Raw genomic sequence first — 25391 nt, forward strand, 5'->3', positions numbered from 1 at the left:
AAGGGGCTTCGCAGCGCTGGAAGCGAAACCTGACCTCGGACGAAAGCCACATGGCCACCCTGTAGGAGCAAGCCGCGACCACGCCATAACGCCGACATCGCAACTCGACGCAGTCGTAAACTCACGGCTGGAGATCGAACAAACTTCTTCATGGGACACCTGCCCAGGCGCCAGCGCATGAGATGCCCCGGTCGCCTGATCATGGCAAGATCCACAGCGCCGCTTAAGACAAAATCGAGCACGCGGCCCGAAGCTGCGTAATCCGCCAAGCGCGCGTGTTCCGCTACCGACACCATCGCAACGACACAACGAATACCCACGTGGTCATGGAGACAACGATGCGATTTAAATCATGGATGCTCAGCGGCTGCGTGGTGATGTTGAGCGCCTGCGCCAGCGCGCCGCCGCACAGCGCGGCGCAGGACGATCCGCACACCGGCGCGGTCGGCGTGCGCTCGATCGACAAGCTACTGACCGCGCCCGAGCGCATGCAACTGGGCGACAACGAAACCTTCCAGATGCCGTTGGCCGAACGCGACAACGCCGCGCCGGCCTATCCGCGGGAATTGCTGGCGCAGCGACTGGCGCCGCAGACGGTTTGCCTCAATGTAGCGATCGGCGCGGACGGGCGGGTCAGCGGCAGCCGTCCGGTCGGGGTGGAGCAGGGTTGTCCGGCGTCGACGGCCGCGGCGCCGCAGTTCGTCGAAGCCGCGCAGGCGGCGGTGCTGCAGTGGCGGTTCGATCCGGCGTTCCGCTGCGTTTATCCGGGCGCCAAGCCGCAGGAGGAAGGCTGCGTGACCGGCAAGGAAGAAGCGGTCGCGGTGAGCCTGGCTTTCAGCTTCGTGTTCGAACAGAAGGAAGGCAAGGGCACGGTGCGTGTCGGTGGTTGAATGCACCGGCATGGCGGTCGCCGGCAACAACGATGCAGCGGCGATGGTGCGTCTGCGCGCGTGACTGCGCCGGAGCGCGCCGGCCGCCCAGGCGCTTTACCCGTGTCGGGTTTTTGCTGAAAGCACTGGATGCTGCTGGACACACGGAGGTACGAGCATGGTGGCGCGCACGACAATGGTGGCGATGACGCAGGACGAGCGCGGCAGGCTCGAGCTGATAGTGCCCAGGGCGGACGAGTTGATGGCGTCGACGGACCAATCGCCCGACCAGGTGCCCGCCCACATACGCCACTGGCGAAGGGAGTGGCTGAAGAGCTGCGCCGCGGTCACCGGTTTTTTTCTGGTCGTGCTGACGATTTCGGTGCTGAGCCTACGTAGCGGGAGCGCGCTGGCCGGCTGGGTCGCGGCCTATTGGCCGTACCTGCTCGCGGCCTGCCTGTTGCTGGGCATGGTGCATGCCTCGGTCAATGCCTGGACCTTCGCGCGACAATGGCGCGCGATCAAGCGCAGCACGCTTGGCGCCTTTCAGATCGATGCCCGGGCCGGAGTGGTGCGCGAGGAGCGCCATGCGCTGCGCGATTGCCGCGCCGTGCATGAGCCCGAACAGGGCGGGCGCATTTATCTGCTGCGCACTGAGGACTCGCGCTGCCTGGTGGTGTTCGACTCGCAAAGCTTCGATCTGGCGCAGAGCGGTGGCGATCCGGCGCAAAGCCCGCTACGGCCGGCGCGCGAGGCGATCCTGCGTTGGGCGCCGGTATCGGGAATATTGTTGAACCTGGAATTTCGCGGCCCGATATTCCCGCACGGGCCGGCCGAACGCGTGAGCGGTTCGCTGCCGGACTGGGCCTGCCATGGCCGTATCTGGGAATTGGACTGGGGCGAGGTCGAACGGCTTTTATCGAAAGGGTAAAGCGGGCTTGCCGTTGTTCCGACTCGCCGCGTCGATAGGCGAGTTCCGACTCCAGCAAGTCCCCAGCTCAGCCGCTCAAACCCGCGAATACTTCCACGACACCATCCGCCCGTCGCGGTACGGCATCACGCCGTGGAACGCGCGCGGGTCGGCGTCGAACACCAGCGGCAGGAACTCGCGGTCGCCTTCCCACATCGGCAGTTCGTGCAGGCGGTCGAGATCGACCCACTCCAGCGAACCCTCGGGATTGCTCGCGAACGGCATGCCTTCGAACGCGGTGATGGTGAACACGAACCCGAGCCAGTCCTCGCCGCGCTTGCCGAACCCCGGCCAGCTGATGGTGCCGCGCAGCTGCAGCGCGGTGCAGTCGATGCCGGCTTCCTCGAAGATCTCGCGGCGCATGCCGGCGACCACGTCCTCGTCGGCCTCGAGCTTGCCGCCCAGGCCGTTGTACTTGCCGAGCTGATGATCGTCGGGACGGGCGTTGCGATGCACCATCAACACTTGGCGGCCATCGGGCGAAAGCACGTAGCCCAGGGTGGCCACGATAGGCGTGTACGGCATCGGCGGGTCGGTGGGGCAAGGACGCGGGGCGCACAGTGTCGGCGATTCGCGCGGCGACGGCCAGCGCCGGGCCGTGCGCGCCATCCCCCTACGTGACTTTCGACCCGCATGCGCGGCCCGCCCGGGCAGGTTAAGGTGCGCGGGCCCGGGGCGCGTCGAGGGGCTCGACGCCATTCGCGATACCCGCACCAGAAGCATCATCCGACTCATCTCGACACAACATCTCGACAAAGACAGGGAGCCACCCATGCGCACGCGTCATCTGAGCGTACTGCTGGCCGGACTGACCACGATCACGACCGCCGCGTTCGCTCCTGCGTCCGCGGCCGAGAGCGATCGCTGGCAGGTGCCGGTGGCGGTCAAGAAACTCGACAACGGACTGACCGTGGTCGTGTCCGAGGATCACAGCTCGCCGACCGTCGGCGTCAGCGTGGTCTATCACGTCGGCATGCGGCTGGAGCCCAAGAACCGCACCGGCTTCGCCCATCTGTTCGAACACCTGATGTTCCAGGGCACGCCGACCGCGCCCAAGGGTGTGTTCGACCAGGTCATCAGCGGCGGCGGCGGCCGCAACAACGGTTCGACCCGCGCCGACTTCACCAACTACATCGAGGTCGCGCCGGTGTCGGCGCTCGACCGCATCCTGTGGCTCGAAGCCGATCGCATGAAGACGCTCGACTTCAATCCGACCACGCTGAAAAACCAGCAGGACGTGGTCAAGGAGGAAATCCGCGTCAACGTGAAGAACCAGCCCTACGGCGGCTTCATGTGGATCGACATCGGCCAGCACGCGTTCCAGAAGTGGGAGAACAACCACGACGGCTACGGCAGTTTCCAGGATCTGGAAAACGCCAGCCTGGCCGACGTGCAGTCGTTCCATCGCGACTACTACGGCCCCAACAACGCCGTGCTCGGCATCGCCGGCGACATTACGCCGGCCGAGGCTTTCAAACTGGCCGACAAGTACTTCGGCGCGATTCCCGGCCGTTCCACTCCGCCGCCGCCGGATTACAGCGAAGGCCTCAACACCCAGGAAAAACGCGTCAACCAGACCGACGCATTGGCGCAGGTGCCGGCGATCGCCGCGGCCTGGAAGATGCCCGCGCGCGGCAGCCGCGATCACGCGCCGATGGCGGTGCTCGGCAGCGTGCTGGCCGGCGACGAGGCTTCGCGTCTGTACCAGAGCCTGGTCAAGCGCAAGCAGCTCGCGCTCAGCGTCGAGGCGCTGTACGGCCTGACCGATCCGTGGACCTACAACGGCCCGACCCTGTACACCCTGTTCGCGCTGTACAAGCCCGACAGCAGCGCCGACGCGGTGCTCGCGGCGATCGACGAGGAAGTGGCGAAGATCGCCCAGGGCGGGGTGGATGCGGCCACGCTCAAGCGGGTCAAGACCAAGATGCTGGCCGATTGGTACAACGGCCTGGAAAGCTATATCGACCGCGCCGACACCGTCGCGCGCATGCAGACCTTGTGGGGCGACGCCAACGTGGTCAACAAGATTCCCGGCTGGATCGAAGCGGTGACCTCCGCCGATCTGCAGCGCGCGGCCAAGACCTATCTGACCCGCGCCAACCGCACCGTGATCGACCGCCGCCCGACCGCGATGGCCGCGCCCGCCGCCGCCGCGCCGTCCGGCCAGAACTGAGCGAGGAGACGACATGAACATGCATAAGAATCTGCTCGCCGTGGCGACCTCGCTGGCCATCATCGCGATCAGCGGTGCCGCGCTCGCCGGCCCGGCCGCCAAACTGCCTTCGCAACTGCCGCCGTTGGCCGCCGACAAGGCGTTGCCGGTGCCGCAGATCGCGCAGAAGACGCTCGCCAATGGTCTGGAAGTTTGGGTCGTGCCGCGCAAGGGTCTGCCGCGGGTCGACTACGTGCTGGCGGTGCGCAATGCCGGCTACGCCGCCGATGCGGCCGACGCCTCGGGTTTCGCCTCGCTGTATGCGCAATTGCTGACCCAGGGCACGCCCAAGCGCGACGCCAAGGCGATCGCCGAGGCCGCGCAGGGCTACGGCGGCACGCTCGCCGCCAATGCGCTCAACGACGGCGTGATCCTCAGCGGTTACGCGCTGCCGACCCAGTCCGAGGCGATGCTGCGGCTGCTGGCCGAAGTCGCCCAGCAGGCGAACTTCCCCGACGCCGAGGTCAAGCTCGCGCAGGCGAACGCACTGCAGGAATTGAAGGTCTCGCAGGCGCAGCCGGGCTTCAAGGCCACCCGCGCCTTGCTCGCGGCGACCTACGGCGATCATCCTTACGGCCACACCCAGCCGACCGAGGCCGCGATCAATGCGGTCAGCGCCGACAAGGTTCGCGCCGAACACGCGCGCCGGTTCCGTCCCGAACGCGCGTTGTTGATCGTCACCGGCCGGATCAGCGCCGACGAGGGCTTCAAGTACGCCGAAGCCGCGTTCGGTGGCTGGAAGGGCAGCGGCGAGCCGATCGCCGACACCGCGCCGGCGCGGCGCGAGGCCAAACCGCAACGCCTGTTCGTGCAGCGCGACGGCAGCGTGCAGTCGGCGGTGCGATTTGGCCGTCCGGCGATCGCCGCCACCGATGCCGACTACATTCCGGCGCAACTCGCCGGCATCGTGCTCGGCGGCGGTTTCAGCAGCCGGCTGATGCAGAACCTGCGCGAGGACAAGGGCTACACCTACGGCGCGCGCGGCGGACTCAACGCCTTGCGCGCCGGCGGCATCGTCCAGGCCTCGGCGGATGTGCGCAACGAAGTCACCGGCGCGGCGATCGGCGAATTCATTTACGAATTCGGCAAGCTCAACGACTACCCGGTACCGGCGCAGGAACTGGAAGACACCAAGCGCTATGTGGCCGGCGGTTATCTGATCGGCAACCAGATGCAGGCATCGGTGGCGGCGTCGCTGGCGAGCAACTGGCTGTACGGCCTGCCGCCGCAGTTCCTCGGCGAGTACGTGCCGAAGGTGCGCGCGGTCGGCGCCGAGCAGGTCCAGGCGGCGGCGAAGAAGTACTACGCGACCAAGGACCAGTCGATCATCGTGGTCGGCGACTACAAGGCCGTGCAGAGCCAGCTCAAGGAGTACGGCGAGTTCAAGCTGGAGAAGTGAGCGCCGTTTGAACTTGCGCGCGGCCGCGCAGGCCGCCGCATTGCCTGAAAACGACAACGCCCCGGCTTCGGCCGGGGCGTTTGCTTTGGGGCATGCGCTCACCCGGCTGCCGGGCGGCTCGCGCATAATCGGGCGATTCGCCACGGAGCACCGCATGTCCGCCAGCCCGATCGACCCGTCCCCGCGCCTGCTCGCCTTCGCCGGCAGCCTGCGCGCGGGGTCCTACAACCGCCGCCTGATCCCGGTGCTGGCCGAGGGCGCGCGCGCCGCCGGCGCGCAGGTGACCCTGGTCGAACTGCGCGATTACCCGCTGCCGATCTACGACGGCGACATCGAGGCCGAAGGCCTGCCCGAGAACGCGCTACGCCTGCAGGCCCTGCTCGGCGAACACGACGGCCTGTTGATCAGCACGCCCGAATACAACGGCTCGATGCCGGCGCTGGTCAAGAACACCCTCGACTGGATCTCGCGGCCGATGCCCGGCGGCCGGTCCGGCACCACGCTGTTCGCCGACAAGGTCGCCGGCATCGTTTCGGCCTCGCCCGGGCCGCTCGGCGGACTGCGTTCGCTGCTGGTGCTGCGCGACGCGCTGGCCAAGCTCGGCCTGATCGTGGTGCCGCAGCAGGTCGCGGTCGGCCAGGCCGCCGAAAAGCTGCACGACTACGGCCAACTCGACGACGAACGCGCGCGCGAAGCGGTGCATCGGGTCGGCGCGGCGGTGGTGCGGCATCTCAAGGTTTACACGCCGATCGGAGCCAGCGCATGAAAGGCCAGCAACGCGAATTGAACCTGCGCTTCCTCGCCCAGCCCACCGACGTCAACTACGGCGGCAAGGTGCACGGCGGCATGGTGATGAAATGGATCGATCAGGCCGGTTACGCCGCCGCGGTCGGCTGGAGCGGCAAGTACAGCGTGACCGTCGCGGTCGGCGGCATCCGCTTCGTCGCCCCGATCCGGATCAGCGATCTGGTCACCGTGCACACCAAGCTGATCCTGACCGGCAACAGCAGCATGCATTTCGCGGTCGACGTGAAAGCGCGCGACCCGGGCCTGGACGACGGCGAGCCGGACGAGCGGCTGTGCACGCACTGCGTGATCGTGTTCGTGGCGATGGACCAGGTCGAAGGCAAACCGACCGCGGTGCCTTCATGGACGCCGGAAACCGAGGACGACAAGCGCCTGGCCGAATACGCGCTCAAGGTGATGGAACTGAGCAAGGGCATCGAGGCGACGGTGGAGCGGTATGTGCATGAGGGCGATGCGGGGAAGTGAGTCCGCGGATTGAGGTTTGCTTGGCTCAGGCGCAGGTCATTTCCGGCGCGCGTTACTCAGACGCAGGTAGCAGGTGGCAGGTAGCAGGTAGCAGGTAGCAGGTAGCACCACCCGCGCACCCTACGTTTACTCCCGCCCCAGCTTTTGCATTTCCCCCCTTTGGAAAAGGGGGGCAGGGGGGATTCGCTTTTGATCTTGTTCTTGCACTTGCTCTTGCTTCACTCCACCTCCGGCCGCCTGAAAGCGAATCCCCCGCGCACCGACCGCCACCCAGGATCGAGCCACGCCGGGCGCTCGCCCCCTTTTCCAAAGTGGGCGCTGATTTCAGCCGCGGCTTCATGCGAAAAACGGTTGGCTTCGTTATCCATCCGGAGCGACCTGCTTTTCGGCAAACACGATCTGCTTGTTCGCAGCAGCTCATCAGCACCAGTACCGGCATCAGTAACCGCACCCGCCCCGCACCCCGTCCCCGGCACCCGCACCCGCACGAGCACCCGCATGAGCACGAGCAGGCGCACGAGCAGAGGTGCTCGCGCGGGTGTACGAGCAGACGCACGAGCAAAAGCAGGCGCAGGCATGCGTGTGCTCTCGCCTTTGCTTTTGCATTTCCCCCCTTTGGAAAAGGGGGGCAGGGGGGATTCGCTTTTGCTCTCGCTTAAACACATTGGCGACCGCCTCAAAGCGAATCCCCCGCGCACCGACCGCCACCCAGGATCGAACCAAGCCGGGCGCTCGCCCCCTTTTCCAAAGTGGGCGCCGATTTCAGCCGCGGTTTCGTGCGAAAAACGGCCGGCTTCGTAATCCATAAGGAGCGAGCTGCGTCTCGGCAACCGCAGTCTCCTTCCAGACACGCCACCCTCGACGCGCGGCAAGCCAAACCGCAAAACCCATCCCCACAACGCAACAGGCCGCCCGAAGGCGGCCTGTTGCGCTTGAATCTTGAACCGCGACCTTAGATCCCGTCGACCCGGCGCGCTTCCATGAACTTGCCGCTCCAGTAGCCGCTGTCCAGGCTGGACACGGTCACGTCCTTGCCGGTGCGCGGGGCATGCACGAAGCGGCCTTCGCCGAGGTAGATGCCGACGTGGTCGACCCGGCCGCGACGGCCGAAGAACACCAGGTCGCCTTCGGTCATCGAATCGCGGGCGATCACTTCGCCGGTCTTGGCCATCTCGCGCGAGACGCGCGGCAGTTCGATGCCCAGGGCGTTGCGGAACACGTAGCCGACCAGGCCGCTGCAATCGAAGCCCTGGTCCGGCGAGGTGCCGCCCCAGCGGTACGGCGTGCCCAGCAGGGCCAGCGCGCGCTGCAGCATGCCCTTGATGCGGCCTTGTTCGGCCACCGGCATGTCGGTCTTGCTCAGGGCCACGTCCTGGCCCTGGCCCAGCAGGCGGTTCAGGTCGGTCGCCAGCAGCAGGGCGCGATCGGACAGGGTCATCGCTTCCGGCAGCATGTTGCTGGCCGACGGTTGCGGCGCGTCGGCCGAATCGTTGCGCAGCGAGGTCGCGGACGGGAGGGCGCCGGCGGTCGCGGCCAGCGCGGAAGACTGCTGGGCGAAGGCGGGCAGAGCGCAAACCGCCAGCGAGGCGGTCAGCAGAAGTCGTTGAGTAGCCCGGGCCGAGAGGCCTTGGGCGGTAGCGCGCGGTGCTTGGGGGGTGGCAGCCTTGCGGTTGTGGCGATTGGTTTGGGTCGTCACTTAGTCATCACGAAGTCGTCACCGGTAGGGGATCATGCCCGTGAAGCGCGAGAGGTTGGTTCAAATTTCGTTAGAGGCTCGTTAACAGGTATGTGATTTTTCTCACATTTCTGACGAGTATGAGAGGCTTCCCGCATTCAGGAAGTGATCTCAGTTCTTCCTGAGAACCCGTTTGGCGCCGCTGTAGTGGTCGCGCCAGTAGGGGCCGTCGAGCCGGTCCAGGCGAACCGTGCCGCCGCTGCTGGGGGCGTGGACGAAGCGGCCTTCGCCGACATAGATGCCGACATGGCTGACGTTGCCCGAGCTGCCGAAGAACACCAGATCGCCCGAGGCCAGCCGGGTCGGCTCGATCTTCGGGCCCTGGTAGCCGGCCAGGTCGCGCGAGGTGCGCGGCAGGTTGAGCGCCAGCATGTCGCGGTAGACGTAGTTGACCAGGCCGCTGCAGTCGAAGCCGCTGTCAGGGGTGTTGCCGCCGTAGCGGTACGGCGTGCCGACCAAGCTGATCGCCCGCATCAGCACCGCGTTGGAGGCGCCAGGGTTTTCCGGCTCGACGTGCGGCCAGACCCGCGCGGGCGGCTGCGGGACCGGGCCGCGACGGACGACCTGCTTGCCGCCGCCGCAGGCCGCGAGCAGCAGGCACAGGCTCAGCCCCATGGCCAGCGCCGGCCACGGCAGTGGCCCGCGTGCTGGCGCGGGAGCGGTGTTGCCGGGATAATGCGCGGCCTTCGTCACGGCCGATAGCTTGGCGGCTAACGGCAGCGGCGACAAGACAATCGATGTCACCTTTTGTGGCGGCCCGCTCATTGCGGCACCGCCGTTCCTTTCCTGATCGCCACGGGGCGGTCTTCCCAGCCGGATTTGCCATGAAAATCGAGAAAGATCGCGTCGTTCAATTCCACTACACCGTTTCCGAGCAGGGCAGCGAACCGCTCGAGAGCTCGGAAGGCCGCGATCCGCTGGCGATCCTGATCGGCCACAACAACATCATCCCGGGCCTGGAAAAGGCGATGGAAGGCCACGAGGCCGGCGACAAGTTCGAAGTCGACGTGGTCGCGGCCGACGCCTACGGCGTGCGCCAGGACGGCCTGACCCAGCGCGTGCCGAAGAAGTATTTCAAGGACACCAAGCTGGAAGTCGGCATGCAAGCGGTGCTGCAGACCAATTTCGGCCCGCGCGCGGTGACCATCCAGAAGATCGGCATGAGCGTGGTCGACGTCGACCTCAACCACCCGATGGCCGGCAAGGACCTGCATTTCGCGGTCGAGATCGTCGAAGTGCGCGAAGCGGCCAAGGAAGAGATCGAGCACGGCCACGTCCACGGCGACGGCGGTCACGCCCACTGATCCATGCGCGGCGGTCGCTGACCACGCCCAGACCGGACGGCCCGCGCGAGCGGGCCGTTCGTTTTTTCGCGGTCGCGATGGCGCGTCGGACGGAGCGCGACCGCCGCGCGGTATCTTCTGGAGACGGGCTTCAGCCTCGATCTCTTCGATCCGCGCACGCCAGGCCCGGATTTCCTGATCGCTGGCACGATCCGAAAACAAGGCGCCGGGACTGAAGTTCCGCCCCCCAATAGCTGCCCGTTATAGAGAAGCTGTCGTTTCACAGCGCATGGGTTTGGCGGTCACCGCGCAGACCGATGCCGATCCCCGTTTACCCGAGAAGCCGCGCGAACCGATGCGTCCCGTCCCGACCGAACTCGCGCCCATCCCCGAACGCGACCGCCTGCAAGCGCTCGACGCGCTGCGCGGGATCGCGCTGCTCGGCATTCTGCTGAGCAATGTGTCGGGCTTCGCCGGGCCGTTGAACGAATTGCGCGAAGGCATCGATCCGGCCTTGCGCGGTTCGGATCGCGTGCTGTCGGCGTTCGTGTATGTGGTGGTGCGCGACAAGTTCTGGACCTTGTTCGCGCTGCTGTTCGGCATGGGCTTCGCGGTCATGCTCGAACGCGCGCGCAGCGCCGGACGCGGTTTCGGCGCGGTCTATCTGCGTCGCAGTTTCGGCCTGTTGGCGCTCGGCCTGATTCACGCCTGGCTGATCTGGGGCGGCGACATTCTGGTCACCTATGCCTTGAGCGCGTTCGCGTTGCTGGCGCTGCGTTCGTTGTCGCTGGATTTCTGGCTGAAGTTGGGCCTGACTCTGTACCTGGGCACGATCGGCTACATGCTGATCATCGCCGCGGCGCTGACCCTGCCGGGCGTGGCCGAGGGCGATGCGGCCGATCTGGCCCAGGCGCAGGCGCTGCGCGCGGCCGAGGTGGCCGCGTACGCGCATGGCGATTACGCCGCGGTCACCGCGCAGCGGCTGCAGTTCTTTTTCGAGAGCACGATCGCCGGCTGGAGCATGATGCTGCCGCTGTCGCTGGGCCTGTTCCTGATCGGCGCCTCGCTGGTGCGCGGCGGCGTGATCGCCGATCCGGCGCGGTATCGCTGGGTCCTGCGCGCATTGATCGTGCACGGCCTGCCGAGCGGCATCGTGCTGACCGCGATCAGCGTGGCGATCGACAGCGCGCCGTCGCTGGCGTTGTTCAGCGCGTCGTCGATCTTCGCCCAGGCCCTGCACATGCTCGCCGGCCTGCCGGTGGCGCTGGCGCTGATCGCGGCGGTGGTGCTGCTGTTGCACGACGGCGCGCGCTGGCCGCGCGCATTCGCGCCGGCCGGGCGGATGGCGCTGAGCAATTACTTGGGGCAGTCGTTGATCGCGACCTGGGTGTTGTATCACCACGGTTTGAATCAATGGGGACGCTGGTCGTATACGACGCTGATCGTGGCGGCGCTGGTCTTGTTCGCGGCGCAGCTCGCGGCGAGTGCGTGGTGGCTGCGGCGGTTTCGTTTCGGACCGGTGGAATGGCTGTGGCGCGCGTTCGCGTACGGCCGCTGGCCGCCGTTGCGGGTGCGCGATCAAGCTTGATGTGCGCCGATGCGGCGCCGATGCGGCGCGCGCGGATGGAGCAAAAAAACGGCCCGCAATGCGGGCCGTTTTCGTATCGCGTGACGATGGATCAGTTGACGCCGGCCGCCGACCAGGCGCGAGCCACGGTCTGGTACTCGGTCGAGTTGGCGCCGTACAGGTCGGTCGCGGCCTGCAAGGTGCCGGCACGCGCCTGCGGATAGGTGGTGCTGGAAACGAAGTAACGGGTCAGCGCGCGATACCAGATCGCGCCGGCCTTGGCCCGGCCGATGCCGACGATGGTGGTGTCGCTGTTGCAGACCAGTTGCGCCTTGGTGTAGTTGAAGCCGGTCTGCGGGGTGACGCCTTCGGCGAACAGGAAGAACGCGCGGTTGCCGACGCCGGAGGTGAAGTGCGGGTCGTACTTGCCGCCGCGGCCGGTCTGCGAGGCGGTGAAGCCGCCGGTGGGGTAGCACGAGATCGAACGGCCGTCGGCGTCCTGCTTGAACATCAGGCGCAGCGCCTTGGTCGCGCCCTGCGACGCCGGATAGACCTCCTCGCCGATCAGATAATCGCCCTTGTCGATGGCGTTGCCGACGCTGTATTCGACCAGGGTGCCGAGGATGTCGGAGTTGGCTTCGTTGATGCCGCCGGAATCCTTGATGTTGTAGTAACCCAGGTTCGCGGTGGCGCTGTTGACGCCGTGCGACATCTCATGGCCCGCCACGTCCAGCGCGACCAGCGGCGTGTTGCCGTTGCTGGAGTCGCCGTCGCCGTAGACCATGTAGCTGCCGTTCCAGCCGGCATTGAAGTAGTTGCTGCCGTAGTGGACGTAGCTCTTGACGCCCCGGCCGTCGTTGAAGATGCCGTTGCGGGCATGCACGGTCTTGAAATAATCCCAGGTCGCGGCGACGCCGTAGTGCGCGTCGGCCGCGGCGGTGGCGCGGTCGCTGATGGTGTTGTTGCCCCAGATGTTGTCGGTGTCGTTGAACGCCACGGCGCCGGAGGTGCTGGTGCCGTTGCGCGCATCCAGGGTCTGGCCGCTGCCGCGGCTGGGGTCGGTGAGCTGGAAACCGCCGCTGACCGAGTTGGAGACGATGCCGACGTTGCCCAGGGTCAGGGTCTTTCCGGTGCCGTTGGCGGCCGCGGTCTGGAAGTGGTCTTCGGCTTCCAGCAGCGCGCCGGTGCGCGCGTCGAGGAAGTACGACATCACCCCCGGCGCCTGATCGCCGTTGCGCGCGCCCTGCACACCGACCTGATAGGCCAGGGTCGGTTCGGCGCCGCCGCGTGCGTACACCACGAGCTTGGCCGGATCGAGCGAAGCGACGGTGCCGTCGAACTTGGCGCCGGCTTCGACCTGCGCCTGCTCGGCGCTGATGCCGGGCTTGAGCGACGGGCGCATGGTGGTGCGCATGTTCTCGCCCTGGGTGATCGAGGTGAGCTGACCGTTGTGCGAATGCACGACCATGTCGCCGCCGATCACCGGCAGGCCTTCATAGGTGCGTTCCATGCGCACGTGTTCGGTACCGTCGCGGTCGATCATCACGTCGCGCGCGACGAAGCCGTCGGCCGCGGCCAGGTTGACGTCCTTGGCCGCGGTGTTACGCAGCAATTGGCGGGCGCGTTCGGCCGCCGAAGTGGTATCGGCCTGTGCCGGCGAGGTGCTGGAGAACGCCAATTCGCTGCCTGCGCGCGCGCCGGTGTCGCCGAGCGCCGCCATATGCGAACTGACATGCTTCGTGCTTGTGTTGACGTGTGCGTTTTGCGCGACGACGGATGCGCTGCCGGCGACGGACGCGGCGGTCGCGAGATGGCCGGCCGGAACGTCGGAGCGAGCGGAGTGGAACGCCACGCCGGCCAGAGCGGCGGCGACGGCGGTGCTCAACAGAGCGGTCTTCAACTGCATATGTGATCCCCTTCAAGAAAGAGCGAGCAATGAGTGATGACGGACGCCGCGAGGCAGATGCAGGCGCGATGGATCGCGCTCGTTGCGCACGCAGCGGACGAATCGTCATGCGCTCTTCATGGTGGAGCGCGCGCGATGCGTCGACACAACCTTAGGTCGTCGTCCAGGCCGGAAGTCGTTCATACGAAGGCGATAGCGGGACGTTAATGCGGGGCTTATCACAGAACCGGATATTGCCGTTTCGCCCGCGCAATTCGCTGCTTTCCGGCACCGCGCGGCGTCGCGATAGAGCATCAACACAAGCGGTGCTGACACGGTGAGATGGAGGTGTCTGTCGGTGTTGTGACGAGAATCCGATTGCGTAGGGTGGCCTGGCGCGGTTGTGATAAGTGGACACCGCTGTGCGTGCAAGGCATGCAGTGCGGTGGTGTTCCGCGCGGCGGCGCGGGTGTGAGCCGAGGCGGCCAGCACGGTGAGCGAGCGACCTTGCATGGTCGCGGGGCGAGGGTGGAGTTCGAATGCGTGCGATACACCGCCAAACCGGCGAGTCCGGCGATCGCGGCGGTGCTGAGTAATGCGGTCTTCTACTGCATCGAGGCGATTCCCCCGGGACCATTGCAGACGACACTCTCGCGGTCGGCCTGGGACGCGGCGTTGAGATGTCGGTGTGACCGGCTCGGTTTTCTCGGTGGCGTCGGCGCGCCGGGATCAACGTTAGAGACCTGCGCCACCGTGGCGGTGGGAGAGGTCAATTTTTCCGAAATAGAAAATTCGGACAAAGTCACAAAACATCGGATTCGAGACAGTCTTAGGACCCATAGACCGCGGCGCAGGAACCGCCATCGTTCGCGCGCGAGACGCCGATGCCCTGATGGCTTTGCCGATTGCGGCGTCGGATTGCTGGGCTGGCGCCTGTGAGCCTCGCGCGATCGTTGCCTGGCCGCCGGTTCGCGATACGGGCCGGCGGACCGGTTTCGCTCGCCGTCGATCCGGTGGGATTGCGTTGCGGCACCGGGCGGGAGCTTCGCCGCCGCGCTCCGTCTCAGCGTAACCCCACGTCGCCGAAACCCTGTATCCGATCCACATCGCGATCACATCCGCGCATGCTCGTTACTATGTCGGCGGCGCCGCACGAAACGGCCCATGCAGTGCCGCGCCGCCGCGCGCGGATCGGTTCGAACCAGGCGACGGAGCACAATGGGCGCAGTGCAGGTGGGTGAGGATTCGGCGGCCGCCGTCGCGGGCCGCCGCGAGGACGTGATCGTGGTCGGCGCCGGCGTGATCGGGCTGACCTGCGCGCTGGCGCTGCTCGACAGCGGCCGCCCGGTGCGGGTGATCGATGCGCGCGCGGCCGGCGCCGGCAGCTCGCACGGCAACTGCGGGACCATCACCCCGAGCCACGCCACGCCGCTGGCCGCGCCCGGGGTGATCGCGCAGGCGCTGCGCTGGATGCTGACCCCCGACGCGCCGCTGTACGTGCATCCCAAGCTCGATCCGCAGCTGTGGCGCTGGCTGCTGGGCTTCGCCGCGCGCTGCAATCCGCGCGACTGGCGGGCCAGCGCGCAGGCCAAGGCGGCGTTGTTGAACGACTCGCGCGCGCGCCTGGAAGACTGGGTGACGCGGTATGGCCTGCTCTGCGAGTTCGACAGCTCCGGTGTGGACTACGTCTTCCGCGATGCCGCCGCGTTCGCCGCCGGCCAGCACGAACTCGATCTGCTGCGCGAATTCGGCGTGGGCATCGAACTGATCGACGGCGCCGCGTACAACGCCCAAGACCCGGCGTTCAGGCCCGGCCTCGCCGGTGCGATCCGCTTCGACCACGACGCGGTGCTGCGCCCGGACAAATACGTCGACGAACTCGCGCGCAGCGTGCGCGAGCGCGGCGGCGAGATCGTCGAGCAATGCGGCCTGCGCGGCGTGCAGCGCCGCGACAACGCGCTCGAACTGGACACCACCCGCGGGCCGATGCGCGCGCGCGACGCGGTGATCGCGCTGGGCGCGTGGTCGCCGCAATTGTCCGACGCGATCGGTCTGCCCTCGCTCAAGCGGGTGATGCAACCGGGCAAGGGCTATTCGATCACCTACGACCGGCCCGCGCTGACCCCGCGCCGGCCGGTGGTGCTGCGCGAGCGCAAGGTCTGCGTGACCATGTGGGACAGCGGTTTCCGCCTGGGCAGCACGATGGAATTTTCCGGCTTCGACGACAGCCTCAACCCGCGCCGGCTGGCCGCGCTGGAGCGCGGCGCGGCCGAATACTTGCATCAACCCGTCGGCCCGGTCGAGCGCGAGCGCTGGCAGGGCTGGCGGCCGATGAGTCTGGACGACGTGCCGCTGATCGGCCGCGTGCCCGGCCGCGACGGCCTGTGGCTGGCGACCGGCCACGGCATGATGGGCGTGAGCATGAGCGCCGGCACCGGCCAGCTAATCGCCGACCTGATCGCCGGGCGTACGCCAGCGATCGACCCGCATCCCTATCGACCGGAGCGTTTCGCTTGAACGCAGACCAATCACAACTCAAGGCAGACCCCGCCCACTTCGACCTGATCGTGATCGGCGGCGGCTCCGGCGGCCTGGCCGGCGCGTTCCGCGCCGCCGAATACGGCGCGCGCGTGGCCTTACTGGAACCGCATCTGCTCGGCGGCACCTGCGTCAACGTCGGCTGCGTGCCGAAGAAGGCGATGTGGCTGGCCGCCGACATCGCGGGCAAATTGCGCATGGCGCAGTCGCTGGGCTTCGCTATCGACAGCCCGCCGAACAAACCCTGCGAACTGGACTGGCCGACCTTCATCGTCCATCGCCAGCGCTATATCGCCAACATCCACGACAGTTACCGGCGGCGCCTGGATGCGGCCGGGATCGTGGTCCAGCCGATGCGCGCGCACCTGATCGACGCCAACACGATCGAATGCGAGAACGGCGTACGCCTGCAGGCCGCGCGTTTGTTGATCGCGACCGGCGGGCATGCGGTCAAACCGTCGATTCCCGGCGCCGAACTCGGCGACACCTCGGATGATTTCTTCAACTGGCGCGCCGCGCCCGAACGCGTGGCGATCGTCGGCGCGGGCTATATCGCGGTCGAACTGGCCGGGGTGTTGCAGGCGCTCGGCAGCCGGGTCGAGGTGTTCGCGCGCGGCCAGCGTTTTCTCGAAGGCTTCGATGAAGAACTGACCAAGCAACTGGCCGACGATTACACCCAAAGCGGCGTGCATCTGCATTTCGGTCATGCCGTCGCCGCGCTGGAAGCCGATGGCGGGCGAGTGCGGCTGCGCGGCGTCGACGGTTCGCTCAGCGAGGCCTTCGACAAGGTGCTGTTCGCGACCGGGCGGCGGCCGAACACGGCGAACATCGGCCTGGAACGGGTCGGCATGGCGCTCGATCCGCTCGGCCACATCCTCGTCGACGGCCTGCACGCGACCAATGTCGACGGCGTCAACGCGATAGGCGATGTCACCACCGATCTGCCGCTGACGCCGGTCGCTATCGCCGCCGCGCGCCGGTTGATGGATCGTGTCTACGGGAAGCGCGAGGGCCGGCTCGATCCCAACGATATTCCGACCGTGGTGTTCTCGCATCCGCCGATCGGCAAGGTCGGCCTGACCGAAGACGAGGCGCGGGCACGACATGGTGACAATCTGCACATCTATCACGCCGGGTTTCGGCCGATGCTGTACGCCCTGGCCGAATCGCCGCAGCGCAGCCTGTTCAAGCTGATCTGCGTCGGCGAGGAACGCCGCGTGGTCGGCATCCATCTGCTCGGCGACGCCGCCGACGAGATGCTGCAGGGCTTCGCGGTCGCGCTCAAGCGCGGCATCACCCTGGACGACCTGCGCGATACGGTCGCCATCCATCCGACCAGCGCCGAAGAAGTCGTGCTGATGCGCTGAACACACGAAGCGACAGGAGCAGGCGGCATGAAGGGTAGGGATCGCGGGAACACACGGCCGTGGCGCTTGCGCGGCGCGGTTCACGCGGCGCTGGCGTTGGCGTTGGCCTTTGCCTGCGCGGGTCTCGCGCAGGCCGCCGATACGCATGCCGCCAAGCCCGGCGCGGGCGAGTTCGATATCGCCGACCTGCTCAGCGCGCCGCAACCCGAACAGCTCGTGGGCGCCGGCGATGCGCCGGTGATCGCATGGGTGTCGAACGAACGCGGCGTGCGCAACCTGTGGTCGGCGCGCGCGCCGCAATTCGCGCCGCGTCAGTTGACCGCGTTCGATGAGGACGACGGGCAGTTGCTCAGTGCGCTGCGACTCAGCCGCGACGGCCGTTGGCTGGCCTATGTGCGCGGCGGCGGGCCCGACGCGGCCGGCAACAACAGCAATCCCACCGGCGATCCGGACGGGCAGGAGCAGGCGGTGTGGCTGGTGGCCAGCGACGGCTCGTCCAAGCCGCAGCGCATCGCCGCCGGGCGCTCGGTGCAGTTCGCGCCGCAGGGCGATGGCTTGATCGTGCAGGGCCGCGGCGTCGGCTGTTATCCGTTGCCGGGCGCGACCGCGCCGGCGTGGTGCAAGGAAGCGCTGATCAAGACCCGCGGCGCCAATGCCGCGGCCGGGTTCTCGCCCGACGGCAAACTGCTCGCGTTCGCCAGCAACCGCGGCGATCACGGCTTCATCGGCGTGCTCGACCTGGGCAAGCGCGAAGTGCGGTGGCTCGGCGCGGATTTCTACAACGACAGCAACCCGGTGTTCTCGCCCGACGGTCGCCGGGTCGCGTTCCTGCGCAGCGCCGCCAATCGCCCGGGCGAGCAGTTCGACCTGACCAAAGCCAATCCATTCGAAATCTGGACCGCCGACGTCGCCACTGGGCGTGCGCAGAAAGTTTTTCGCTCCAGCGACACCGCCGGCGGCTACGCCCAGTTCAACGGCGCCGTGCCCTTGCTGTGGAGCCGCGACAACCGCCTGATCTTCGCCTCCGAACAAAGCGGCTGGCTGCATTGGTACGCGATCGTGCCCGAAGGCGGCGAGCCCACATCGCTGAGCCGCGGCGAATGCGAGGCCGAAACCGTCGCCCTGGCCGACGACGGCGCGTTCGTGTTCAGCGGCAACTGCGCGCAGATCGATCACCGGCAGCTCTTCAGCGTCGACGCGAAGGGCGCGGGGCAGACCCTGCTCAGCGCGAAAGACGAAATTTCCACCGAACCGGTGCTGCTCGGCGGCCAGTGGATCGCGTTCCGCCACGCCGATGCGCGCCGGCCGACCGCGATCGCGGTGATGCCGCGCGGCGGTGGCGAGCCCAAGCGGATTTTTCCGGCGAGCTTGCCCGCGCAGTTCCCGATCGATCGTCTGGTCGTGCCCAAGACACTGAGCCTGCGCGCCAGCGACGGCGTGACCTCGCATGCGACCGTGTTCGAGCCGCCGGCGAGTTTCAAGGGCAAGCGCGCGGCGCTGATCTATGTGCATGGCGGCCCGATCCGGCAGATGCTGCCGGGCTGGCACTACAGCAGCTACTACTACAACGACTACGCCAGCAACCAATGGCTGGCCAGCCGCGGTTACGTGGTGCTGGCCTTGAACTACCGCGACGGCACCGGTTACGGCCAGCGCTTCCGGCTGGCCGCCAAACAAGGCCCACGCGGCGCCAGCGAATACCAGGACGTGCTCGCCGCGCAGGCCTATCTGGCCAAGCGCGACGACGTCGACGCGCGCCGCATCGGCATCTATGGCGGCTCCTACGGCGGGTTCCTGACCGCGTCGGCGCTGTCGCGCAATTCCGATCTGTTCGCGGCCGGGGTCGATCGCCACGGCGTCCACGACTGGCGCGAGAGCGCCAAGGGCGGCGACAACAGCGGCCTGTGGGGGCTGGGGCCGGACGAGTTGGACCTGGCGTTCAAATCCTCGCCGGTCGCCTTCGTCGACGGCTGGCGCTCGCCGGTGCTGTTCGTGCATGGCGACGACGACCGCGCGGTCAAGTTCTCGCAGAGCATCGATCTGGTCGAACGCCTGCGCGCGCGCAAGGCGCCGGTGGAAACCCTGGTGATTCCGGACGAAGACCACTTCTTCCTGCGCCACGCGACCTGGCTTGCGGTGCATCGCAGTACCATGGACTTCTTCCGCCGGCACTTGCAGTCCGGCGCCGACTGAGTCGCCTTCATGACCATTGCGCACCCGACCGAGCCCGTATTCCAGTTGCATCGCGGCATCGCGCCGCTGCTGATCAGCCTGCCGCACGACGGCGAGTTGATTCCCGAGGCGCTCAAGGCGCGCATGGTTGAGTCGGCGCGACGCGCGCCCGATACCGACTGGCACGTCTCGCGCTTGTACGATTTCGCGCGCGAACTCGGCGCATCGATCCTGGTGCCGCGCTACTCGCGTTACGTGGTCGATCTGAACCGGCCGCCCGACGACACCTCGCTGTATCCCGGCCAGAACACCACCGGCCTGTGTCCGGCGGTGCAGTTCAGCGGCGAGGCGGTGTATCTGGACGGCCAGTCGCCGGATGAGGCCGAAGTCGCCGAACGCGTCGAGCTGTATTGGCGCCCGTACCACCAGACCCTGGTCGCCGAACTCGACCGCATCCGCGGCGAACACGGTCGCGCGGTGTTGTGGGAAGGCCATTCGATCCGCGGCGAAGTGCCGTTCCTGTTCGACGGCCGCTTGCCTGATCTTAACCTCGGCACCTCCGGCGGCAAGACCTGCCTGCCCGAGTTGCAGGCCGCGCTGGAAGGCCTGCTGGCCGCGCAGACCGACTACGACTGGATCGCCAACGGCCGCTTCAAGGGCGGTTACATCACCCGTCATTACGGCGACCCGGAGATCGGCGTGCAGGCGGTGCAGTTGGAGCTGAGCCAGCGCAACTACATGGACGAAGACTCCTTCGCCTACGACGAAGCCAAGGCCGCGCGTCTGCAGCCGTTGCTGCGCAAGCTGCTGAGCGCGACCCTGGCCTCGCAGGACGCATGAGCCTGAAGCGCGTGGCCGCTGCCGGCGTCGCGCGCGCAACCGCGGACGCTGCGGTGGACGCGACGGCGTCCGGCGATCCGGCGTCGCAAACGATCGCGCCGGCTTCGCCCATTTCACCGCTCTCGCTGACCCAGGCGCGCGCCCTGCACCTGCACGCGCAGGGCCTGCTGACGCGGCCGCGCAAGCGCGCGACCCGCGCCGACGCGCTGGCCGCGATCGCGCGCATGCAGTTGCTGCAGATCGACACCATCCACGTCGTCGCGCGCAGCCCGTATCTGGTGCTGTTCTCGCGACTGGGCGACTACCCGGCGCCGTGGCTGGAGGAGTTGCTGGCGCAGCGCGCGATCTTCGAGATCTGGGCGCACGAAGCCTGCTTCGCGCCGATGGACGATTACCTGTTGCATCGCAACGCGCTGGAGCAGCGCGCGCACCACTGGGCGATCCGCAACGCACGCCAGCATCGTCAGGACAACGGCGAGCAGATCGATCGCCTGCTGGCGCATATCCGCGACCTGGGTCCGGTCAAGTCATCGGACTTCGAACGCGAAGAGCGCGGCGGCGGCGGTGGCTGGTGGGGCTGGAAAGACGAAAAACGCTGGCTGGAAACCGGGTTCGCGCTCGGCGAGCTGATGGTCGCGCGGCGCGAGAATTTCCATCGCGTCTACGACCTGAGCGAACGCGTGGCCGGCGTCGCCGTGCCGGGCTGGGACACGGATGTGCTTGACGCCACACAGGTGCGGCGCGAAACCGTGCTCAAGTCGGTCAAGGCGCTGGGCATCACTCAGGCGCGCTGGGTCGCGGACTACTACCGCACCAAGCCGCGCCTGCGCGATGCCGACCTAGATGGCTTGGTCGACGAAGGCGTGTTGCTGCGAGTCGCGGTCAAAGGCTGGAACGCGCCCGGTTACGTGCATGTCGATCATGCCGCCGCGCTGGCCCAGGCCGCCGCCGGCCGTTTGCGCGCCAGTCATTCGACTCTGCTGTCGCCATTCGACCCGGTGGTCTGGGATCGCGAACGCGCCAGCGAATTGTTCGACTTCGATTACACCCTGGAGTGCTACACGCCCGAGCCCAAGCGCCGCTACGGCTATTTCGTGTTGCCGATCCTGGTGCGCGGCCGGCTGGTCGGACGCCTGGACGCGAAAGCGCATCGCGCTCAGGGCGTGTTCGAGGTCAAGGCGCTGTATCTGCAAGAAGGCCTCGACGGCGACGAAGCGCTGGCCGCCGACATCGCCCGCGCGATCGACGACTGCGCGCGCTGGCATCAGACCCCAACGGTAAAGCTGACGCGTTGCCGGCCGGCGGCGTTCGCCAGGCCGCTGCGAGCGGCGTTGGCGGCGCTGGGCTGAGCGATCGGCGCGCAAGCTGCGTCGCGGCGGGCGACGATCAGCGCGGCCGCGGCCCGCGGACCGGCGTCATGCGCGACTCAACACGCCATGAAGGCCATCAGCACGACCACATCGTCGTCCTGCAGCGGCAGGTCGCGATCCTGGCGCGCGCAGAATTCGTCGTCGCCGCGCCGCACGTGGATGTCGATCAGATGCTCGTTGCCGCTGTCGAGTTCGAGATAGAGAAAATAACGTCCGTCGTAACCGACCGCCGGAGCGATCCGCGTCCGGAACGCATGTTGATACGCGTCCAGCGCTTCGCCCAAGCTCGCGGCTCGTACCCGTAGGCTCTGATCGGGTGAGCCGAGGAATTCATCCAGATGATAGGGGCCGTGTACGACGGGCATGGCGATCGTCTTGGAAAGTGGCGCTGGCGCCGACTCGCGGCGGTCGTCGGCGCGTTGGGATGCGCGGTAAGCCCCAAGAAACCTGGCTTATATGCCCTTGGCGATCAGCACATACGCAGCGACCAGCCCCATCAGCGGAATCATGTTGAGCACCAGCGCCGGCACCGCGATGCCGCGCTGCTCGCCGCGGAACAGCGCGGTGATCGCCAACAAGCTGCCGAACAGCCAACTGGCCGCGCTGTACATGATCGCCTTGCCGCTGCAGTGCAGACTCCAGTCGCCGCACTGGTTCTGCGGGGTCAACCCGAACACGATCGCCCACGCCAGCAACGGCCCGAGCAGCAGGGCGAACCAGGCGAGCACGCCGAACAGGCGGCCGGCGGTGTCGACCGGCGGTTTGCGTCGGATCGCGTCGCTGTCAGTGACCATGGCGGCGGACCTCGCGAGGGGCTGGGCTTGCGGCCCACGAGTGGGCGGGGTGGCGTCCTGTCATGTCGATCTCCTTTGAAGCCGAATCGATGCGGGAACATTGCCGCATCGCCACGCTGGGCCGCGTGATTATGCGCCGCGCGGCGCGACGGCGCGAATCGCGGCGGCGCGGGTCGATACAAGGTCGATCCATGCGCCGCGAATCGAGGCGAAAACGCCGCCCGGAGGCGGCGCTTCGTGAGCCGAGGCGGCGATGCCCGAGATCAGACTTCCAACGTCGCCAGATCGCCCTTGGTTTCCAGCCAGGCCTTGCGGTCGCTGGCGCGCTTCTTGGCCAGCAGCATGTCCATCAGCGAGTGGGTCTGGGCGTTGTCGTCGATGGTCAGCTGGACCAGGCGGCGGGTGTCGGGGTGGATGGTCGACTCGCGTAGCTGCGAGGCGTTCATCTCGCCCAGGCCCTTGAAGCGGGTGACGTTGACCGCGCCGCTCAGGCCCTTCTTGCGATCGCCTTTCTCGCGCTCGATCTTTTCCAGCAGGATGCGCTTTTCCTCTTCGTCGAGCGCGTAGAACACGGTCTTGCCCACGTCGACGCGGAACAGCGGCGGCATCGCCACGAAGATGTGGCCGGCCGCGACCAGCGCCGGGAAGTGGCGCAGGAACAAGGCGCTGAGCAAGGTCGCGATGTGCAGACCGTCGGAGTCGGCGTCGGCCAGGATCACCACCTTGCCGTAGCGCAGGCCGCCGATGTCTTCCTTGCCCGGATCGCAGCCGATCGCGACCGCGAGGTCGTGCACTTCCTGCGAACCCAGCACGCTGCCCGAGGCGACTTCCCAAGTGTTGAGGATCTTGCCGCGCAGCGGCAGGATCGCCTGGAAGTCCTTGTCGCGCGCCTGCCGCGCGCTGCCGCCGGCCGAGTCGCCCTCGACCAGGAACAGCTCGGTGCGCGACAGGTCCTGCGAGGAACAGTCGGCGAGCTTGCCGGGCAGGGCCGGGCCCTGGGTGATCTTCTTGCGGGTGATCTGCTTTTCGGTCTTCAGGCGCGCGGCGGCGCGCTCGATCGCGAGCTGGGCGATTTTTTCGCCGAGTTCGGTGTGCTGGTTGAGCCACAGCGAGAACGCATCGTGCGCGGCGCCTTCGACGAAGCCGGCGGCTTGGCGCGAGGACAGGCGTTCCTTGGTCTGACCGCTGAACTGCGGGTCGGTCATCTTGATGCTGAGCACGAACGCGACCCGGTCCCACACGTCTTCCGGCGCCAGCTTGACCCCGCGCGGCAGCAGGTTGCGGAAGTCGCAGAACTCGCGCAGCGCGTCGGTGAAACCGGTGCGCAGGCCGTTGACGTGGGTGCCGTGCTGCGCGGTCGGGATCAGGTTGACGTAGCTTTCCTGGGTCAGCTCGCCGTCCGGCGCCCAGGCCACGGCCCAGTCGGCGACTTCGTTTTCTTTCTTGAGCTGACCGACGAACAGGTCCGGCGGCAGCAGCTCGCGCTGCGGCTGGCCGTCGCGCAGTTCGCTGGACAGGTAATCGCGCAGGCCGTCCTCGTAATACCACTCGGTGCGTTCGCCAGTGGCTTCGTCGAACAGCTTGACGTTGAGGCCCGGGCAGAGCACCGCCTTGGCGCGCAGGATGTGCTTGATCGAGCGCAGGTTGAACTTGGGCGTGTCGAAGTACTTGGCGTCGGGCCAGAAGCGCACGCGGGTGCCGGTGTTCTTCTTGCCGACATTGCCGACCACTTCCAACGGGGTGGCGCGGTCGCCGTTGTTGAAGGTCATGCGGTATTCGTTGCCGTCGCGCTTGATGTGCACTTCGACCAGCTTGGACAGCGCGTTGACCACGCTGACGCCGACGCCATGCAGGCCGCCGGAGAAGGTGTAGTTCTTGTTGCTGAACTTACCACCGGCGTGCAGGCGGGTCAGGATCAGCTCCACGCCGGGGACTTTCTCCTCCGGGTGGATGTCGACCGGCATGCCGCGGCCGTCGTCGGAGACCTCGCAACTGCCGTCGGCGTGCAGGACCACCTCGATGCTGCGGGCGTGGCCGGCCAGGGCCTCGTCGACCGAGTTGTCGATGACTTCCTGGGCCAAGTGGTTCGGCCGGCTGGTGTCGGTGTACATGCCCGGGCGGCGTTTGACCGGGTCCAGGCCGGAAAGGACTTCGATGTCGGCGGCGTTATAGCGACTGCTCATTAACTGTTGGGTCTGGCCGTGGGGTTCGGAGCGGCGAGGATGAAGACGGCGGGCGGGGTGGTCAAGCCGGCCGGGGCGATGGGCGAATGAAAAGCTTGGCGGGCCGGCGTCTCGCCGGCTGCGACGCTCGCGCTGGCGGGTGTCGGCGGTGGCGCGGCGCGCGGTGGCGGGTCGCGCTGAGGGCCGCTCAGCGGCCTGGGCGGACTGCGTCCGATCGTCGCAGCGGTGGCGGCGACGCGGCCGGGTTCGCGTGGCGATCGTCGGTCATGCACACCGAAATCGGCGGTCTAGGCCGCGAACGTGGCGCCAACGCGCCGCCGAACCGGCCGCGCGGCAACCCGCGCGCGCAATTCAACGGCGGTTTTCGGCACGCCCGGAACTGATCTGGCGCTAGGTGGGCCGGGTCGGACGCTGCCATCCTGCGCGCCGTTTTCACCCATGCAGGAGGCACCGTGTCGGTCCAGAATTCCTACGACGATTTGCAGCAAAGCTACGGACGCTGTCTGGTCCGCAAGGGCTTCATCGAACGGTTCTACGAGATTTTCATGGCCAGCCACCCGGACGTGGCGCCGCTGTTCGAACGCACCGATTTCCAGAAACAGCGGCTGGCGCTGCGTCGCGGCATCAGCGTGGCGATCTGCCACGCCGCCGGCAGCGCTGTGGTGCGGCGGACCTGCGAGGAAATGGCCGACGCGCACTGCCGGCGTGGCCGCACCCCGGTCGCGCCGGGTCTGTATCCGTACTGGATCAACAGCCTGCTGCTGGCGGTGCGCGAATACGACGAGCAGGCCGACGACGCCCTGCTGGGGCGCTGGCGCACGGCGATGCAGTCGGTCACGGGGATGTTCAGCGCGCGCTATTGATGCCTGGCCCGTTGCGATGTCGGTATCGTTGAAGTCGCGCGCATCCAGCCTTATATCCATACAGGTCCGCGA

At 67.4% G+C, this 25391-nt stretch carries 21 protein-coding genes; 14 read left to right on the plus strand and 7 right to left on the minus strand.

Annotation, left to right across the window (positions count from 1 at the left end):
- The first annotated feature begins 338 nt into the window (after positions 1–338).
- Both ASD86_RS12950 and ASD86_RS12955 read left to right on the plus strand, forming a co-directional pair.
- Positions 339–890, plus strand: a complete 552-nt coding sequence (locus tag ASD86_RS12950; protein ID WP_157476579.1) for a hypothetical protein — start codon at positions 339–341, stop codon at positions 888–890.
- 157 nt (positions 891–1047) lie between these two features.
- Positions 1048–1800, plus strand: coding sequence for a hypothetical protein (locus ASD86_RS12955; RefSeq protein WP_157476581.1), 753 nt, complete (start codon positions 1048–1050; stop codon positions 1798–1800).
- Positions 1801–1875: 75 nt separating this feature from the next.
- On the opposite strand, the gene ASD86_RS12960 is transcribed toward ASD86_RS12955, so the two are convergent.
- On the minus strand, positions 1876–2364 hold the full coding sequence (locus ASD86_RS12960) for an 8-oxo-dGTP diphosphatase (RefSeq protein ID WP_056112673.1): 489 nt from the start codon (positions 2362–2364) through the stop codon (positions 1876–1878).
- Positions 2365–2611: 247 nt separating this feature from the next.
- On the opposite strand from ASD86_RS12960, the gene ASD86_RS12965 reads away from it, so the two are divergent.
- The 4 genes from ASD86_RS12965 to ASD86_RS12980 all read left to right on the plus strand — a co-directional run bounded on the left by ASD86_RS12965 (position 2612) and on the right by ASD86_RS12980 (position 6722).
- Positions 2612–4012: a pitrilysin family protein gene (locus tag ASD86_RS12965; RefSeq protein ID WP_056111052.1), complete on the plus strand. Its 1401-nt coding sequence runs from the start codon at positions 2612–2614 to the stop codon at positions 4010–4012.
- A 13-nt stretch (positions 4013–4025) separates the two neighbouring features.
- Entirely contained in the window at positions 4026–5450 is a 1425-nt protein-coding gene (locus ASD86_RS12970; RefSeq protein WP_235567746.1) for a pitrilysin family protein, read from the plus strand.
- Positions 5451–5604: 154 nt separating this feature from the next.
- Positions 5605–6216, plus strand: a complete 612-nt coding sequence (locus ASD86_RS12975; protein ID WP_056111056.1) for an NAD(P)H-dependent oxidoreductase — start codon at positions 5605–5607, stop codon at positions 6214–6216.
- Entirely contained in the window at positions 6213–6722 is a 510-nt protein-coding gene (locus tag ASD86_RS12980) for an acyl-CoA thioesterase (RefSeq protein WP_056111058.1), read from the plus strand. Before ASD86_RS12975 ends, ASD86_RS12980 begins: the two co-directional genes overlap by 4 nt.
- 952 nt (positions 6723–7674) lie before the next feature.
- Here the strand turns inward: ASD86_RS12980 and ASD86_RS12985 are convergent.
- Together ASD86_RS12985 and ASD86_RS12990 are read right to left on the minus strand one after the other, a co-directional pair.
- Positions 7675–8418 (minus strand): C40 family peptidase, encoded by a 744-nt coding sequence (locus ASD86_RS12985; RefSeq protein WP_082578320.1) that lies wholly within the window; start codon positions 8416–8418, stop codon positions 7675–7677.
- A gap of 150 nt (positions 8419–8568) precedes the next feature.
- Complete coding sequence (locus ASD86_RS12990) at positions 8569–9072, minus strand: C40 family peptidase (protein ID WP_056112676.1); 504 nt, start codon at positions 9070–9072, stop codon at positions 8569–8571.
- Between the two features lie 209 nt (positions 9073–9281).
- On the opposite strand from ASD86_RS12990, the gene ASD86_RS12995 reads away from it, so the two are divergent.
- Positions 9282–9761 carry a peptidylprolyl isomerase gene (locus tag ASD86_RS12995; RefSeq protein ID WP_036114005.1) on the plus strand — a complete coding sequence of 160 codons (480 nt, stop codon included), beginning with the start codon at positions 9282–9284 and terminating at the stop codon, positions 9759–9761.
- A 268-nt stretch (positions 9762–10029) separates the two neighbouring features.
- Complete coding sequence (locus ASD86_RS13000) at positions 10030–11328, plus strand: DUF418 domain-containing protein (RefSeq protein WP_082578322.1); 1299 nt, start codon at positions 10030–10032, stop codon at positions 11326–11328.
- A 91-nt stretch (positions 11329–11419) separates the two neighbouring features.
- On the opposite strand, the gene ASD86_RS13005 is transcribed toward ASD86_RS13000, so the two are convergent.
- Positions 11420–13213 (minus strand): M4 family metallopeptidase, encoded by a 1794-nt coding sequence (locus tag ASD86_RS13005; protein ID WP_235567747.1) that lies wholly within the window; start codon positions 13211–13213, stop codon positions 11420–11422.
- A 1197-nt stretch (positions 13214–14410) separates the two neighbouring features.
- On the opposite strand from ASD86_RS13005, the gene ASD86_RS26740 reads away from it, so the two are divergent.
- From ASD86_RS26740 to ASD86_RS13030, 5 genes are read left to right on the plus strand one after another with little or no spacing between them, the layout of a single operon-like run.
- Positions 14411–15709 carry an FAD-dependent oxidoreductase gene (locus ASD86_RS26740; RefSeq protein WP_056111059.1) on the plus strand — a complete coding sequence of 433 codons (1299 nt, stop codon included), beginning with the start codon at positions 14411–14413 and terminating at the stop codon, positions 15707–15709.
- Positions 15706–17097, plus strand: coding sequence for a glutathione-disulfide reductase (gorA, locus tag ASD86_RS13015; protein WP_056111061.1), 1392 nt, complete (start codon positions 15706–15708; stop codon positions 17095–17097). The genes ASD86_RS26740 and gorA overlap by 4 nt, the downstream gene beginning before the upstream one ends.
- A 27-nt stretch (positions 17098–17124) precedes the next feature.
- Positions 17125–19290 carry a prolyl oligopeptidase family serine peptidase gene (locus ASD86_RS13020; protein WP_082578323.1) on the plus strand — a complete coding sequence of 722 codons (2166 nt, stop codon included), beginning with the start codon at positions 17125–17127 and terminating at the stop codon, positions 19288–19290.
- A gap of 9 nt (positions 19291–19299) precedes the next feature.
- On the plus strand, positions 19300–20109 hold the full coding sequence (gene hutG / locus ASD86_RS13025) for an N-formylglutamate deformylase (RefSeq protein WP_056111065.1): 810 nt from the start codon (positions 19300–19302) through the stop codon (positions 20107–20109).
- Positions 20106–21458: a crosslink repair DNA glycosylase YcaQ family protein gene (locus ASD86_RS13030; RefSeq protein WP_082578324.1), complete on the plus strand. Its 1353-nt coding sequence runs from the start codon at positions 20106–20108 to the stop codon at positions 21456–21458. Before hutG ends, ASD86_RS13030 begins: the two co-directional genes overlap by 4 nt.
- A gap of 77 nt (positions 21459–21535) precedes the next feature.
- On the opposite strand, the gene ASD86_RS13035 is transcribed toward ASD86_RS13030, so the two are convergent.
- The 3 genes from ASD86_RS13035 to parE all read right to left on the minus strand — a co-directional run bounded on the left by ASD86_RS13035 (position 21536) and on the right by parE (position 24456).
- On the minus strand, positions 21536–21844 hold the full coding sequence (locus ASD86_RS13035; RefSeq protein ID WP_157476583.1) for a hypothetical protein: 309 nt from the start codon (positions 21842–21844) through the stop codon (positions 21536–21538).
- Between the two features lie 87 nt (positions 21845–21931).
- Positions 21932–22273, minus strand: a complete 342-nt coding sequence (locus tag ASD86_RS13040) for a hypothetical protein (protein ID WP_056111069.1) — start codon at positions 22271–22273, stop codon at positions 21932–21934.
- Between the two features lie 263 nt (positions 22274–22536).
- On the minus strand, positions 22537–24456 hold the full coding sequence (gene parE, locus ASD86_RS13045) for a DNA topoisomerase IV subunit B (protein ID WP_056111071.1): 1920 nt from the start codon (positions 24454–24456) through the stop codon (positions 22537–22539).
- Positions 24457–24908: 452 nt separating this feature from the next.
- On the opposite strand from parE, the gene ASD86_RS13050 reads away from it, so the two are divergent.
- Positions 24909–25319, plus strand: coding sequence for a globin (locus tag ASD86_RS13050; protein ID WP_056111073.1), 411 nt, complete (start codon positions 24909–24911; stop codon positions 25317–25319).
- The last annotated feature ends 72 nt before the right edge of the window (positions 25320–25391 follow it).

Origin of the sequence: Lysobacter sp. Root690, from assembly GCF_001427785.1 — a bacterium.
Classification (GTDB): Bacteria; Pseudomonadota; Gammaproteobacteria; order Xanthomonadales; family Xanthomonadaceae; genus Lysobacter.

Bases quoted from the DNA above. Each gene is read 5' to 3' on its own strand.
- ASD86_RS12965 (WP_056111052.1), top strand. From the start codon at position 2,612: ATGCGCACGCGTCATCTGAGCGTACTGCTGGCCGGACTGACCACGATC.
- ASD86_RS12980 (WP_056111058.1), top strand. From the start codon at position 6,213: ATGAAAGGCCAGCAACGCGAATTGAACCTGCGCTTCCTCGCCCAGCCC.
- ASD86_RS26740 (WP_056111059.1), top strand. From the start codon at position 14,411: ATGGGCGCAGTGCAGGTGGGTGAGGATTCGGCGGCCGCCGTCGCGGGC.
- ASD86_RS13005 (WP_235567747.1), bottom strand. From the start codon at position 13,213: ATGCAGTTGAAGACCGCTCTGTTGAGCACCGCCGTCGCCGCCGCTCTG.
- ASD86_RS12955 (WP_157476581.1), top strand. From the start codon at position 1,048: ATGGTGGCGCGCACGACAATGGTGGCGATGACGCAGGACGAGCGCGGC.
- hutG (WP_056111065.1), top strand. From the start codon at position 19,300: ATGACCATTGCGCACCCGACCGAGCCCGTATTCCAGTTGCATCGCGGC.
- parE (WP_056111071.1), bottom strand. From the start codon at position 24,456: ATGAGCAGTCGCTATAACGCCGCCGACATCGAAGTCCTTTCCGGCCTG.
- ASD86_RS12970 (WP_235567746.1), top strand. From the start codon at position 4,026: ATGAACATGCATAAGAATCTGCTCGCCGTGGCGACCTCGCTGGCCATC.
- ASD86_RS12960 (WP_056112673.1), bottom strand. From the start codon at position 2,364: ATGCCGTACACGCCTATCGTGGCCACCCTGGGCTACGTGCTTTCGCCC.
- ASD86_RS13000 (WP_082578322.1), top strand. From the start codon at position 10,030: ATGGGTTTGGCGGTCACCGCGCAGACCGATGCCGATCCCCGTTTACCC.
- ASD86_RS13035 (WP_157476583.1), bottom strand. From the start codon at position 21,844: ATGCCCGTCGTACACGGCCCCTATCATCTGGATGAATTCCTCGGCTCA.
- ASD86_RS12995 (WP_036114005.1), top strand. From the start codon at position 9,282: ATGAAAATCGAGAAAGATCGCGTCGTTCAATTCCACTACACCGTTTCC.
- ASD86_RS12975 (WP_056111056.1), top strand. From the start codon at position 5,605: ATGTCCGCCAGCCCGATCGACCCGTCCCCGCGCCTGCTCGCCTTCGCC.
- ASD86_RS13020 (WP_082578323.1), top strand. From the start codon at position 17,125: ATGAAGGGTAGGGATCGCGGGAACACACGGCCGTGGCGCTTGCGCGGC.
- ASD86_RS12950 (WP_157476579.1), top strand. From the start codon at position 339: ATGCGATTTAAATCATGGATGCTCAGCGGCTGCGTGGTGATGTTGAGC.
- ASD86_RS13030 (WP_082578324.1), top strand. From the start codon at position 20,106: ATGAGCCTGAAGCGCGTGGCCGCTGCCGGCGTCGCGCGCGCAACCGCG.
- ASD86_RS12990 (WP_056112676.1), bottom strand. From the start codon at position 9,072: ATGGGGCTGAGCCTGTGCCTGCTGCTCGCGGCCTGCGGCGGCGGCAAG.
- ASD86_RS13040 (WP_056111069.1), bottom strand. From the start codon at position 22,273: ATGGTCACTGACAGCGACGCGATCCGACGCAAACCGCCGGTCGACACC.